At 70.8% G+C, this 13508-nt stretch carries 13 protein-coding genes; 5 read left to right on the top strand and 8 right to left on the bottom strand.

Annotated features, from left to right (window positions below; translation table 11 throughout):
• Nucleotides 1–20: 20 nt before the first annotated feature.
• Nucleotides 21–428, bottom strand: a complete 408-nt coding sequence (locus FO059_RS17825) for an SdpI family protein (protein WP_143910269.1) — start codon at nt 426–428, stop codon at nt 21–23.
• A gap of 163 nt (nt 429–591) precedes the next feature.
• Here FO059_RS17825 and FO059_RS17820 point away from each other — a divergent pair, with 163 nt between their 5' ends.
• The gene (locus FO059_RS17820) at nt 592–3552 is read left to right on the top strand and encodes a leucine--tRNA ligase (RefSeq protein ID WP_143910268.1); all 2961 of its coding nucleotides are present in this window, start codon (nt 592–594) and stop codon (nt 3550–3552) included.
• Nucleotides 3553–3657: 105 nt separating this feature from the next.
• Here FO059_RS17820 and FO059_RS17815 read toward each other — a convergent pair whose 3' ends face one another.
• On the bottom strand, nt 3658–4569 hold the full coding sequence (locus FO059_RS17815) for an NHL repeat-containing protein (RefSeq protein ID WP_143910267.1): 912 nt from the start codon (nt 4567–4569) through the stop codon (nt 3658–3660).
• 229 nt (nt 4570–4798) lie between these two features.
• On the opposite strand from FO059_RS17815, the gene FO059_RS17810 reads away from it, so the two are divergent.
• Nucleotides 4799–5173 carry a nuclear transport factor 2 family protein gene (locus FO059_RS17810; protein WP_143910266.1) on the top strand — a complete coding sequence of 125 codons (375 nt, stop codon included), beginning with the start codon at nt 4799–4801 and terminating at the stop codon, nt 5171–5173.
• Nucleotides 5174–5252: 79 nt separating this feature from the next.
• Here the strand turns inward: FO059_RS17810 and FO059_RS17805 are convergent, their stop codons facing one another.
• Together FO059_RS17805 and FO059_RS17800 are read right to left on the bottom strand one after the other, a co-directional pair.
• The gene (locus FO059_RS17805) at nt 5253–6431 is read right to left on the bottom strand and encodes a hypothetical protein (RefSeq protein WP_143910265.1); all 1179 of its coding nucleotides are present in this window, start codon (nt 6429–6431) and stop codon (nt 5253–5255) included.
• Nucleotides 6432–6467: 36 nt separating this feature from the next.
• Complete coding sequence (locus tag FO059_RS17800) at nt 6468–7400, bottom strand: metal-dependent hydrolase (RefSeq protein WP_143910264.1); 933 nt, start codon at nt 7398–7400, stop codon at nt 6468–6470.
• Between the two features lie 239 nt (nt 7401–7639).
• Here FO059_RS17800 and FO059_RS17795 point away from each other — a divergent pair, with 239 nt between their 5' ends.
• Nucleotides 7640–8248, top strand: coding sequence for a TetR/AcrR family transcriptional regulator (locus FO059_RS17795; RefSeq protein ID WP_143910263.1), 609 nt, complete (start codon nt 7640–7642; stop codon nt 8246–8248).
• Nucleotides 8249–8385: 137 nt separating this feature from the next.
• On the opposite strand, the gene FO059_RS17790 is transcribed toward FO059_RS17795, so the two are convergent.
• Nucleotides 8386–9081: an SDR family oxidoreductase gene (locus tag FO059_RS17790; protein ID WP_143910262.1), complete on the bottom strand. Its 696-nt coding sequence runs from the start codon at nt 9079–9081 to the stop codon at nt 8386–8388.
• Between the two features lie 79 nt (nt 9082–9160).
• Between FO059_RS17790 and FO059_RS17785 the strand changes: the two genes are divergently transcribed.
• Nucleotides 9161–9706 carry a flavin reductase family protein gene (locus tag FO059_RS17785; protein WP_143910261.1) on the top strand — a complete coding sequence of 182 codons (546 nt, stop codon included), beginning with the start codon at nt 9161–9163 and terminating at the stop codon, nt 9704–9706.
• A gap of 28 nt (nt 9707–9734) precedes the next feature.
• Here the strand turns inward: FO059_RS17785 and FO059_RS17780 are convergent, their stop codons facing one another.
• Nucleotides 9735–11087, bottom strand: coding sequence for an MFS transporter (locus tag FO059_RS17780; protein WP_143910260.1), 1353 nt, complete (start codon nt 11085–11087; stop codon nt 9735–9737).
• The gene (locus FO059_RS17775) at nt 11084–11641 is read right to left on the bottom strand and encodes a MarR family winged helix-turn-helix transcriptional regulator (RefSeq protein ID WP_143910259.1); all 558 of its coding nucleotides are present in this window, start codon (nt 11639–11641) and stop codon (nt 11084–11086) included. The genes FO059_RS17780 and FO059_RS17775 overlap by 4 nt, the downstream gene beginning before the upstream one ends.
• Nucleotides 11642–11747: 106 nt before the next feature.
• Between FO059_RS17775 and FO059_RS17770 the strand changes: the two genes are divergently transcribed.
• Complete coding sequence (locus FO059_RS17770; protein WP_143910258.1) at nt 11748–12575, top strand: alpha/beta fold hydrolase; 828 nt, start codon at nt 11748–11750, stop codon at nt 12573–12575.
• Between the two features lie 27 nt (nt 12576–12602).
• Here the strand turns inward: FO059_RS17770 and FO059_RS17765 are convergent, their stop codons facing one another.
• Nucleotides 12603–13412 (bottom strand): LLM class F420-dependent oxidoreductase, encoded by an 810-nt coding sequence (locus tag FO059_RS17765; protein WP_143910257.1) that lies wholly within the window; start codon nt 13410–13412, stop codon nt 12603–12605.
• Nucleotides 13413–13508: the final 96 nt, after the last annotated feature.

Genomic DNA, 13508 nt, shown 5'->3' with positions numbered 1-13508 from the left:
CCTGCGGCGGCCGGCCCGCATCAGTGCACGGCGGATCCGCACGAATCCTGCAGCGAGCAGGCGCCGCAGGAGTGACCGCACGCGCCCGTGTCCGCGGCGGGCATGGCGGAGGCGACGCGTTGCGCAATGCCGGCCCCCACCGCGGTGAGCGCCACGGCGACCACGGGGGCGGCGATGACGGCGAACAGCGCGGCAGCGCCGTCGAGCAGCAGCCCGCCGCACGCACCCAGCACCAGGACGACGGCGGCGCCGAGCTGAGCGGGCGCGGCGACGCGGTTGGCGGCGCGGAAGGTGGCGTCGTCCCGCAGGGTCGCGTCGGTGCGTAGACCCACCCACCGGTTGCGCGGAAGCCTGCCGGAGAGGGCCGCGGCAGCGACGGCGCCGAGCGCGACGGCCAACACGAGGAACACGATTGCAGCGATCACCACGGGATTCATGGTATCCGACGGCCCGCTCGCCGCCCGCACGGTGCGGCGGGCACCGGGGGACCGCGCGGCGCACACCCATTACCCTGGCTTGTGCGGCGTGCCTGCGGTGACAGCCTGCGGCGTGCCGAGGACCCCGAGTAGAGTGCCGAAACCCCCCGAGTAGATGGTGACGCCCGTGACCGATTCCGCCTCCAGCAGCACCGCGACCCCGGCGGGAGCGGTGTCGGCACCCGACGCCGCGCCGCCGCATCGCTACACGGCGCAGAGGGCCGGCGCGATCGAGCAGCGCTGGCAGCGGTCCTGGGAGTCGGCGGGCACCTTTTACGCGCCGAACCCCACCGGGCCGCTGGCGGGCGAGGTCCCCGACGACAAGCTGTTCGTCCTCGACATGTTCCCGTACCCCTCGGGCGCGGGCCTGCACGTGGGCCACCCGCTCGGCTTCATCGCCACCGACGTCTACGCCCGCTATCACCGCATGACCGGGCACAACGTGCTGCACACGATGGGCTTCGACGCGTTCGGCCTGCCCGCCGAGCAGTACGCCGTGCAGACGGGTACGCACCCGCGCACCACCACCGAGCAGAACATCCAGCGGTACCTGGGGCAGATCCGCCGGCTGGGGCTCGGCCACGACGAACGCCGCCGCGTCGCCACCACGGACGCCGAGTTCTACAAGTGGACGCAGTGGATCTTCCTGCAGATCTACAACGCCTTCTTCGACTCCGAGCAGGGCAAGGCGCGGCCCATCGCCGAGCTGGAGGCCGAGTTCGCCTCGGGCGGGCGCACGCTGGACGACGGCAGGGAGTGGTCCGGACTGAGCGAGGCCGAGCGGGCGGAGGTCATCGACTCGCACCGGCTCGTGTACCGCTCGGATTCGCTGGTCAACTGGTGCCCCGGCCTGGGCACGGTGCTGGCCAACGAGGAGGTCACCGCCGACGGGCGCAGCGACCGCGGAAACTTCCCCGTGTTCCGCAAGAAGCTGAGCCAGTGGATGATGCGCATCACCGCCTACTCCGACCGGCTCGTCGACGATCTCGAGCTGCTCGACTGGTCCGAGCAGGTCAAGTCGATGCAGCGCAACTGGATCGGCCGCTCGCACGGCGCGACGGTCAAGTTCTCCGTGGCCGAGCAGCCCATCGAGGTGTTCACCACGCGCCCCGACACGCTCTTCGGCGCCACCTACGTGGTCCTCGCGCCCGAACACGAGCTGGTGGACACGCTGACCGCCGCGTTCTGGCCGCAGGGGCCGGACGGCACGCCGGTGGACCCGCGGTGGACGGACGGCGCCGGCTCCCCCGCCGAGGCCGTGCAGGCCTACCGCGACGCCATCGCCTCGAAGTCCGACCTGGAACGCCAGGAGAACAAGGACAAGACGGGCGTGTTCACCGGCAGTTACGCCGTGAACCCGGTCAACGGCGAGCAGGTCCCCGTCTTCATCGCCGACTACGTGCTCACCGGTTACGGCACCGGCGCCATCATGGCGGTGCCCGGGCACGACCAGCGCGACTGGGAGTTCGCCACCGCCTTCGGGCTGCCGATCGTCGAGGTGGTCCGCGCGGGCCGCAGCGCCGACGGCGATTCGACCGACGGGGTTGCGGCCGTCGACATCACCGAAGGCGCCTATGCCGGTGACGGTTTCGCCGTCAACTCGGCCAACGTCGAGGGGCTCGACATCAACGGCATGGCCGTCGACGAGGCGAAGCGGACCACCACCGAATGGCTCGAGGGCCACGGTGTGGGCACAGGCACCGTCCAGTACAAGCTGCGCGACTGGCTCTTCGCGCGGCAGCGCTACTGGGGCGAGCCGTTCCCGGTGGTCTACGACGACGCCGGCCAGGCGCACGCGCTGCCGGAATCGATGCTGCCGGTGGAGCTTCCGGAGGTGGAGGACTACCAGCCGGTGAGCTTCGACCCCGACGACCGCGACTCCGAACCGTCGCCGCCGCTGGCCAAGGCCGTCGACTGGGTCAGCGTGGAGCTGGACCTGGGCGACGGGTTCCGGCACTACAGCCGCGACACCAACGTGATGCCGCAGTGGGCCGGCAGCTCCTGGTACCAGCTGCGCTACATCGACCCGACCAACACCGAGGCGTTCTGCGACCCCGCGAACGAGCGCTACTGGATGGGGCCCCGGCCGGCCGAGCACGGCGCGGACGATCCCGGCGGCGTCGACCTGTACGTGGGCGGGCTCGAGCACGCCGTGCTGCACCTGCTCTACGCGCGGTTCTGGCACAAGGTGCTCTTCGACCTGGGGCACGTCTCCTCCAAGGAGCCGTACCGCCGCCTGTTCAACCAGGGGTACATCCAGGCGTACGCCTACACCGACGACCGCGGCATCTACGTCTCCGCCGACGACGTGGTGGAGCGCGACGGCGGGTTCTACCTGGTGGGCGCGGACGGCACCGAGCAGAAGGTGCACCGCGAGTACGGAAAGATGGGCAAGAGCCTCAAGAACTCGGTGGCGCCCGACGACATCTGCGAGCAGTACGGCGCCGACACGCTGCGGGTGTACGAGATGTCGATGGGGCCGCTCGACGCCTCACGCGCATGGGCCACCAAGGACGTGGTGGGCGCGCAGCGGTTCCTGCAGCGCGCGTGGCGCCTGGTGGTGGACGAGGAGTCCGGTTCCGTCACCGTGACGGACGAGGAGCCGGACGAGGCGACCCTGCGGGCGCTGCACAAGGCGATCGCCGGGGTCCGTGAGGACTACGCCGCGCTGCACGACAACACGGCGGTGGCCAAGCTCATCGAGTACACGAACCACCTGACCAAGGCGTACCCGGCGGGTGCGCCCCGGGCCGCCGTCGAGCCGCTGGCCCTGATGCTCGGCCCGGTGGCCCCGCACCTGGCGGAGGAGCTGTGGTCGCTGCTGGGCCACACCGATTCGCTGGCGCACGGGCCCTTCCCGGCCGCCGACGAGAAGTACCTGGTGGAGGACACGCTCGAGTACCCGATCCAGGTCAACGGCAAGGTGCGCAGCCGCATCACCGTGCCTGCCGACATGGGCAAGGCCGACATCGAGGCGGCGGCGCTGGCCGACGAGCGGGTGGTGGAGCTGCTGGGCGGTGCGGCCCCCAAGAAGGTGATCGTGGTGCCCGGCAAGATGATCAACGTGGTCAAGTAGGCCGTCCGGCCCAATGACGGGTGAGCGCGTGCCTACGCTTCCGGGGGGAAAGCGTAGGCACGCGCTCACTGGTCGAAGCCGGTGGCCGCGCGGGGCCGGTCCGGGTCAGCCGACGCTGCCCAGGCTGCCGAACATGGTGCACAGGGATGCGAGCGAGCCGGTGCACGCCGGGTTGTCCGGGGTGTACACGGCGATGCCGACGGGGTGCTCGACGGCGGTGGAGATCACGCGGGAGTCGGAGCCGTCGAGGCCCATCGTGAGGATCTGATCGGCGTCATCCGCGGTGACGTACAGGGTGTCGCCGTCCGCGACGATGCCGGTCGCGTGGTCGATTCCGGTGGCGATCGTCTGCTGATCCGAGCCGTCGGGATTCATCGAGGTCACTCCGGCGGTGTATTCGGTGACGAAGAGCCGGCCGCCCGCGAAGGCGATGTCCCGTGGGTGGTCGAGCCCGCTCGCGATTGTCGTCACGTCCGCGCCGGTGGTGGTCATGGAAATGATGTCGCCGTCGTTGGAGGCGGCCACGTAGAGCCGTCCGTCGTGCACCGTGATCCCCGTATACACGACGCCGCCAGTCGCGATGGTCTCCCTGCCGGTCCCATCGGGCAGCGAGGAGAAGATCGTCCCGGAAGCAGTATCGGCGACGTACAGGCGTCCGCCGGCGGACGCGATCCCCTCCGGGCCTCCCAGGCCCGAGATCACCACGTGCGCGGGCGAGCCGTCCAGGGGCACGGCGACGACGTTGCCGTTCAAGAACGAGGCGACGTAGGCCGTGTCGCCGATGACCGCCACGTCCTGCGGCCCGTCGAGCCCGGTGGCGTCGAGCGTCGCGGCTCCGGAGCCGTCGAGGCCCATCGTGGCGACGGTGCTGTCGGCCCAACTGGTGGCGATGAGTGTCGGCTCGGTAGGCAGCGGGTCTGCTTCCGCGGCGGTGGCCGCGCCCGCGGCGACCCCGACGGCGAGTGTCGCTGCGGCGGCCAAGTGGGCGACGCCGCGCAGACGGCGGTGTGAAAACATGGCGGATCCTCACGTCGTTGAATAGGTCTTCCTCGCAAGAATAGAGCTGTTCGATCCGGATGGAATCCGCCAAATGACGTAGACCGGACGGACAGTTCATCACGGTTGTATAAAGGACCGGGGTCGCCTTTGGCGCGTCCGCCCGGCGGGAACGAGGGTGGCGGGCCGCCGCCGCCCTTCGCGTACTCTCCGGTGGAACGAGTTCTCATTCCGTCACCGAGGAGTCCCCATGGCACCCGCACCCGAGGCCGTCCGCAAAACCATCGAGGCCTACATCACGGCTGTCACCACCGGCACCGTCGACGAGATCCTCGCGCTGTACGCGCCGGGCGCGACGGTGGAGGACCCGGTGGGCAGCGGCGTGCGGGACACCGAGGAGTCGATCCGCGAGTTCTACGGTGTCGTCGCCGGCATGAAGCAGACGGGCGAGATCTACACGATCCGCATCGCGGGCAGCAGCGCGGCCTTCCACTTCCGCATCACCACGGAGGCGGGCGATCAGAAGGTGCAGATCACGCCGATCGACGTGATGACCTTCGACGACGACGCGAAGATCACGAGCATGCGCGCCTTCTGGGGCCAGGAGGACATGGAGACGCTGTAGGCCGGACCCCGCCGACCACGCACCCCACGCCGTGTTCCGCTCGCGGAACGGCGCTCGGTGCGTGGTCGGCGGGCCGCAGTCAGCTGGTCGGCGTCAGCGCGGGCTCGCCGGGACCGTCGCCGGAAAACGCCGACCGCGCCATCCGTACCGACCAGGCGGCGACGACGACGGCGATCGCCACCGCGAAGCAGGCGAGGGTGTACCAGATGTTGCCGATGGGGTCGCCGTTCGCCGTGATCCCATCGACCGCGTCGACGTAGTCGGGCAGCGCCGAGGCCCACAACACGGCGAACACCACGAGGTAGACGACCGCGTAGAAACGGACGAACGGGTTGTCGTGCCGGACGGCGTCGGCCCCGGTGAGCAGGCCCTCGCCCGATCCGGGGCGCAGCCGCAGCCATTGCCGGGTGAGCACCATCACCGCGATCACCGCGATGACCGCGAGCTCGATCACATAGCCGGCGGCCCGCCAGCCGTTGCCGCCGATGCCCATGATGGTCGCGGGCATCGGAAGGATGAGCACCCCCACCGACGCGAGCAGGCCGACCACGACCGTGCGCCACACCAGCCCGGGACCGCTGAAGCTCCGGCCCGCGTCGACGTGCCGGCCCACGAAGAACTGCACGCACAATGCCAGCGACATCGGCCAGAGCGCCGCGAACACCACGATCGACGGCACGGGCACCGCGTCGAGGAAGGGCTTGGCGATCTCGTTGTCCGCCGACCACTCCCACCAACGCAGCTGCGGCCCCAGCTGGTCGAAGATCTCGTAGAACGCGTGGTGCACGAACCCCACGCATGCCGCGCCGATGAACACCCCGTAGCGGCGGAACACCCCCAGCATGCGCACCAGCTCGAACGCCGTCGTGGCCATCAGCGGGTAGATCGCCACGATGTACAGCGGCAGCCGGCCCCACAGGAAATCGACCGCGAACACGTTGTGCGCGAACATGGTTCCCAGATACTCCTCGGTGCCGAAGGTGGCCGGGAAGTAGATGGGCGGCTCGATGATGAACAGGAAGAACAGCGCGCCGAACCACAGCACCAGGTTGGTGGGGTCGCCGTGGCGGCGCAGCCGGACGATGGCGTAGACGAGCGCGAGCACCGAGCCGACGATGATGAGGGTGCCCAGCACGGGCAGCGTCCAGTTCTCCAGGCCGAAGGGGCTGCGGAACGAGACGACACCGCCCGTCTCGGAGCAGGAGAACCCCATGGCCTGGGCCAGTTCGGCGAAGGCCGGCGAGCAGTGGTCGGTCATGCGGAACTCCCTGCGACGTTCGGGTGGTGAGCGGGGTCAGGAAGCGGCGGAGGCGGATTCGGCCGTGTACCAGTGGGTGACGTCGTACCCGTCGTCGTAGCGGCGAAACCACACGTCGGCCAGAGCGGGCAGGCTTTCGTGAGCCGGGTCGTGCTTGGGCAGCTGGCTGCGCACGGTGCCGGCGAGTGCGACGAGCTGCTCGCGCATCGGGAGCGCCGTGAACGCGCGCGGCATGGGGCCGCGGTCGACGTACTCCATGCCCGGGATCAGCTTGGCCAGGCGCTGACGGCGGCGGTAGTTGGCGAACATGCACATCGCGTCCACCTGGCGATCCTCCAGGGGGACATGCTTGTTGAAGCCCTCGCAGGCGATGCGGATGACGTCGAGCACGTGCTTGAAGATCGAGGGCGCCATGCGCATCCGGTACCGGTCGCTGCCGATCACCGAGTCGAAGATCATCAGCCCGGAGCTGCGGTGCTCCACCTCCTCGACGAAGTGCCAGATGAACAGGGACGCGACGCGGTCGTCACCGGGACGGAAAAGGTTCGCCTCGTTGTCGAGCATCAGCTTGAACACCGGGGTGAAGGTGGCCTCCAGGTCCGCGGTGTAGGCGAGGCGGTAGTCGGCGGAGGTGTCCACCGCGAGCTTGTCGAAGGCGCCCACGACGCCGTCGAGGGTCTCCTGCAGCGACGGGTATCGGCGGACGAGCGCGGCGGCATGTTGACGATGGGCGGCGGAGTGCTGGCCCTCCTGGCGGACGAAAGCGGTGGCCTCCTCCGCGATCTCCGGGTCGGTGATCCGGGGCGTGATCTCGCGCATCATGTTCACGATCATCTTCTCGAACCCGATGGCCAGGAACGACACCGCGTTGGCCATCGCGGAGAACGACGGATTGTCCGGGTTCCAGTTGAATGGGACGTCGTAGTCGTCGAACGCGAAGCGCATCTTGCGCATCTGCAGGTTGGTCATCGGCACACTCCTCGCCGTCCGGCAGCGCCCCGCGCCGCTCAGGGGTAATACGAACATACAAGCACCTGGATCACTGTATGGTCAATGGACGACGCATCAGGGCAGGTGCGGGCGGTCTTCGCGCGGGGCGCGCGGCCCCATGCGTGGTAGCGTCGGCCGGGCCGCTCAGCAGCGGTCCGGGGTGCGGGGAATGGGGTGCTCCCCGGGGCACGGGGCATTGCGAGACGAGGACACGGCAGGTGGCGCGCAGACGAGGCTGGGGCGGTGCTCCCCCGGCGAGCGACGAGGAGGCCGCCGAGCGGATCGTCTCCGCGGCGGTAGCCCTGATCACGGAGACCGGAGCCGGCATCACCATCGCCGACGTCGCCGAACGGCTCGGCGTGATCCGCCAGACGGTGTACCGCTACTTCCCCAGCGCGGACGCCTTGATGCGCGCGGCCGCGATCGCCTCCGTCGACGGTTTCCTCGACCGCCTCGCCGCGCACGTGGACGGCCTGACCGACCCCGCGGGCGCGATGGTCGAGGCCGTGCTGTTCACGCTGGAGGACGTCCACCGGATTCCCCACCTGGGCCTCATGCTCTCCGGCGGTCAGGCACAGGGGGTCACCGCTCCCGAGGCGATCGAGTTCGGCATGACGATGATCCGCCGCTTCGATGTCGATTGGGAGGCGCACGGCTATGACGACGCGGCGCTGCGCGAGCTCGTCGAGTTCGTGCTGCGGACCATGCAGTCGTTCTTCCTGTCGCCCGCGGACCCGGTCGGCGGGCGCACTGCGCTGCGCAGCTACCTCGACCGGTGGATGGGGACGGCGATCGCGGCGCAGGCGCGGATCACCCCCGCGCGGTAGGGGCCGCGGCCCGGCGCCGGCTGAACCTTCCCGGCACTTCGAGCACCGTTTCCCGCCGGCGGCGCGGGATCAGGCGCGCGGCCTGCACACGCGGTGCGCGGATCGCGGGGCGGCGCCCCGATCCCGGCCGCCCGCGCTCAGCGCCCGGTGGGTCGCAGCACGATCTCGGTGGGGTGCGCGTCCGCGGGTGTGCGCACGGCGTTGCCGACGGCGCGGGCGACGGTGGCGGGCGCGAGGAAGCGGCCCGGATCGTAGGCGCCACCCTCGTGTTCGACGATGGCCTGCTGCATGGGGGTGTCGATGCGCCCGGGGTGCACGGAGGTGACCCGCAGTTCCGGCTCCTCCTGGCGGAGCGCGTCACCGAATGCCCGCAGCGCGAACTTGCTGGCCGCGTAGGACCCCCACCCGGGGTTCGCGCGCAGTCCGGCGCCGGAGTTGATGAGCACCACGTGGCCGCCCGCCGCGCGCAGTGCGGGAAGCAGCGCGCGGGTGAGGTCTACGACGGCGAACAGGTTGGCCTCGAATGCGCGGCGCCACTGCCCGGAGTCCGAGTCGGCGACCGAGCCCAGCTCGCACACGCCGGCGCTGTGCACGAGCACGTCCAGCCGGCCGATGCGCGCGGTCGCCTCTGCAACGTCGTCGGCCGCCGTGAGGTCCACCCGCCAGGGTTCGGCGCCGGGGAGCTCTCCGGCCAGCGCGCCGAGCCGCGCCGCGTCGCGGCCGCCGAGCAGCACGCGGTGGTCGGCGGCGAGGTCGCGCGCGATGTCAGCCCCGAGGCCGCTGGACGCCCCGGTGACCAGTGCGGTCCGGTCGGTGGTGTCGGTGCTGGTCATTGGCCGCCTCCGCGGTGTGCTGTCGCGTCGTCGCCCGGACCGCCGTGTGCACCGGCGATCGGGCTGGGAAGATGGCCGTATGGTAACTGTGGCGCGCGACGACGGACGGCAACGGCTGATCGATCAGGACCAGCTGCGACGCGTGTTGGGCAACTTCTGTACCGGGGTCACCGTGATCACCGCCGTCCATGACGGCGCGCCGCAGGGTTTCGCGTGCCAGTCGGTGACGTCGCTGTCGCTGGACCCGCCCTTCGTCTCGTTCTGCCCGGCCAAGAGCTCCCGCAGCTGGCCGCTCATGCGCGACGCGGGCACGATCTGCGTCAACGTGCTCTCGCACGACCAGCTCGAGCTGTGCCGCCGGTTCGCCACGAGCGGCGCCGGCAAGTTCGACGGCACCGCCTGGGAGCCCGGCGGCAATGGCGCGCCGGCGCTGAACGGCACGTTGGCGCGGATCGAGGCCGACGTGGAGTTCGAGCACGACGCGGGCGACCACACGATCGTGATCGCCCGCGTCAGCGAACTGGAGGTGCACCGGCAGACGGATCCGCTGCTGTTCTTCCGCGGCGGATACGGGAGCTTCGTGCCCGCTCACGGTGCCGGGCGCACCGGTTTCGGCCAGGCCTGATCCGGCCTCGGCGGTCCGGGGCGCCGGGTCACGCGCGGGAGTGCACCGCGTCGGCGTCCCCGCGCGGCTCCAGTTCCGACTCGTCGACGGCCTGCGCGGGGCCTTCGGCGGAGACGCTGTCCTCGAGGACCTCGAGCTCGGATTCGGTGCGGGCCGCCGCCCTGGGCCGCAGTGACAGGACGCCGACGGCGATGATGCAGCACAGCGCGCCGGCCCAGAACGGCGCGGCCATCGCCGGGTTGCCGTCGGAGCCGAACCACTCGGCGAGATGGCCGACGAGGATCGCGGAGACGGCGCCGCCCATCCAGCGCAGGAAGTTGTAGCCGGCGCTGGACACGGACCGCACCGTAGTGGCCGAGCTCATCGCCGCGCCGGTGAACAGCGTGTTGAGGACGCCGGAGACCAGGCCGGACACGACGACGCCGACGACGATCAGCGCGTCGGACTCGATGGCGGTGCCGACGGCGATGACGGCGAGCACGACGGCGCACAGGAAGACCGCGCCCATGAGGCCGTGTCGCTCTCCGAACTTCGCCGACACGCGCGGCGCCACGAATACGCCCGACACCGCCACGCACAATCCCCAGCCGAAGAAGACGAAGCCGATGTAGTAGGCGCCCTTGCCCAGTGCGAAGGGCGCCCAGGCGATCACCGCGAAGAATGCGGCCGTGTAGAACGCGGAGCCGATGGAGGTCATCAGCAGGTTGCGGTCCTTGAGCGCGCGGATCGGATCGGTGAGCCGGATCGGTGTGCGGTCCGCCTTGTCCCCGTCGCGCTGGAGCATGATGACGCACAGCAGCGCGCCGATGGCCATGAGGATGGCGGTGCCGGCGAACGGCCCGCGCCACGAGATGTTGCCCAGCACGGCGCCCGCGAGCGGGCCGACGGCGAGGCCCAGGCCCAGCGCCGCCTCGTACATCAGGATCGCGCCCTTCTGGCCGCCGGTGGCGGCGCCGACGATCACCGACAGCGCCGTGGCGATGAAGAACGCGTTGCCCAGGCCCCACAGGGCGCGCAGCCACACGAGCTGCTCGATCGTCCCCGCGAAGGCGCACAGCCCGGCGGCGATGACGATGAGGACCAGACCCGTGACCACGGTGCGCTTGGCGCCGAAGCGGTAGCTCATCAGCCCCGTGAGCAGCATCGCGAACACCTGCACGCCCAGGTAGGAGGCGAACAGCAGGGTGGTCTGCGACGGCGTGGCGTGCAGCGCCTCGGTGATGGTGTTGAGGATCGGGTCGACCAGGCCGATGCCCATGAACGCGATGACCGCCGCGAACGCGGTGACCCACACCTGTTTGGGCTGGCCTTTGAGGGCGTCGAGGAGGCCGGGATGTTCGTCGGCGTGGTCGGGCGGTGCGCTGTGCGGGGTGGTGCTCATCGTGGTTGCGGCTCGCTTTCCTGGGTGCGCGTCATGTCGGAGCGGTGGTCGTCGAGGCGTTCGGGACCCGGCAGGTCCAGCGCGAGCATGGCGGTCAGGGCGGGGACGGAATCCGCGATCGCCTGCCGGTCGGCGTCGGTGAGCTGTTCGAGGAGCCCGGCGAGCAGGGCGTTCCGCTCGCGGGCCACGTGCCCCAGGCGCTCGCGACCGGAGTCGGTCAGTTCGACGAGGACGGCGCGCCCGTCGTCGGGGTCGGGCCGGCGCTGGACCAGCCCGAGCTTCTCCACGCGCCGGATGATGGCGGTGGCGGTGGGCATGCGGATCTGCTCGCGATCGGCCAGCTCCCCCATGCGCAGCGGTCCGTGGTCCAGCACAGTCGTCAGGGCGGTGCTCTGCGCCGGCGTCAGCTCGACGGACGGTACTCGGCGTCGCACCAGGTTGTTCAGGCGCAGCAGCACCGGGCGCAGGTCGGATGCGAGCGCGGCTTCGTCGGCGCAGGCCGTCGGGTGGGCGCCCGCCGGGGGCGACTGCGGGGACACCGCATGATCGGACATAGTTAGTAAGTCTAACTAAATGACCCGGCGGGCCAAAGCCGAGTCCCGGTGGCATCGGTCACACGTCCATCTTGCTGTAGGCGTGAACGTGGGTCACACTAAGGGGATGGAGCTGGCTTACGACATCCGCGGCGAAGGCCCCACCCTGGTGCTGGTGCACGGCGTCATCCACCGGCGGCACGCCTGGGACCCGGTGGTGGACCTGCTCGCCCGGCACCGCCGCGTGGTCACCGTGGACCTGCCCGGGCACGGCGACTCCCCGGAGATGCCAGCGGGGGCGAACCCGCTGCAGATCGGGATGGACCTCGCCGTGGACTTCCTCCGCGAGATCGCACCGGACGAGAAGGTGCACGTGGCCGGCAACTCGCTGGGCGGCTGGTTCGCACTGGAGGCGGCCGCGCGGGGCGAGGTCGCGTCGGCCACCGGCCTGTCTCCCGCGGGCTTCTTCGCCAACGCGCTCGACCAGGCCCGGACGGTCAACACGTTCCGCGCCCTGCGCTGGGCGACGCGCCGGATGGGCGGGGCGCGCGACGCCTTCGTCGGCAACCCCGTCGGAAAGTCGGTGGGCATGGGCGTGTTCATGTCGCACCCGTGGCGCGTGCCCGCGGCGACGGCGCGGATCGACGCGGCGAGCCTGCTCAGCAACAAGGTCATCGACCGGGGCCTCAACGCGGACTTCTCGTTCACCCGGCCGGTGGACCAGTCGGTGCCGGTCACCGTCGCCTGGGGGCGGCGAGACCTGGTGCTCCCCTGCTACGAGGCCAAACGGGTGCGCGGCGTCTTCCCGCAGGCCGAGGTGACGATCGTCCCCGGCGTCGGCCACGTGCCGATGTGGGACAACCCGCAGCTGGTGGCGTCCATCCTGCTCGCCGGGAGCGCGGGGCCGACGGTGCCGCGCGGCGCGTCGGGTGCGCACGCCCGCCCTGCGAGCTGACGCCGCGAGTCCGAGCGGCGGGCAGAATCAGGCCCGCGAATCCCGCCAGGCGAGCGCCTGCCGGAGCTCGCTGAAGTCGTATTCGGGGCCGCCGGAGGCGACGGTGAACAGCGTCGCGCCCTGCGCCACCAGCTGATCCGCCCGTTGCTCGGGTGTGTGGCCGTCGTCGGAGGCGGCCGGCCACGGTACAGATCGCTCGATCTCGGCCGGGTTCCTGCCCACGTCGGCGCAGTGCCGGTTCAGGGCGTCGAGCTTCTCCGGGTAGCCGTCCGGATCGGCGAACGAATGCCAGATGTCCGCGTGCCGGGCCACGTGCCGGAGCGTCTTGCGCAGCCCTCCCCCGCCGATGAGCACCGGGATGGCGCGCGTGGGCGGCGGGTCCAGGCGGGGCAGCCGCGCCGCGATGCGGTCCAGGTTGTCCCCCAGCAGGTCGATGCGCGAGCCCTTGGTGCCGAACTCGTAGCCGTACGCCTCGTAGTCCTTGGCGAACCAACCGGCGCCGATGCCGAGGATGAGCCGCCCGCCGCTCATGTGGTCGACGGTGCGCGCCATGTCCGCCAGCAGGTCCGGGTTGCGGTACCCGCCGCCGGTGACCAGTGCGCCGATCTCGATGCGCTCGGTCTGTTCGGCCCAGGCGCCCAGCATCGTCCAGCACTCGAAGTGCGGGCCGTCGGTGTTGCCCTGCGCGTCGGGGTACAGGGGGAAGAAGTGGTCCCAGTTGAACGCGATGTCCACGCCGGCGTCCTCGGCGCGCAGTACGGCGTCGCGGATCAGCTCGTAGCGGGGGGCGTGCTGCGGTTGGAGCTGCACTCCGATGCGGATGGGGCGATCCGTCATGGGCTGACCTCCGAGGTATCGGGTGTGCGGTCACCACGACTGTATGCACAAACCGCCGCGATCGCGCTGAATCCGGCGGGTCGCGCATACGCTCGG

It is taken from the genome of Tomitella fengzijianii (assembly GCF_007559025.1).
Lineage (GTDB): Bacteria > Actinomycetota > Actinomycetes > Mycobacteriales > Mycobacteriaceae > Tomitella > Tomitella fengzijianii.
The sequence above is the reverse complement of the archived record's forward strand: the minus strand, read 5'-3'. Positions and strand labels throughout refer to the sequence as shown.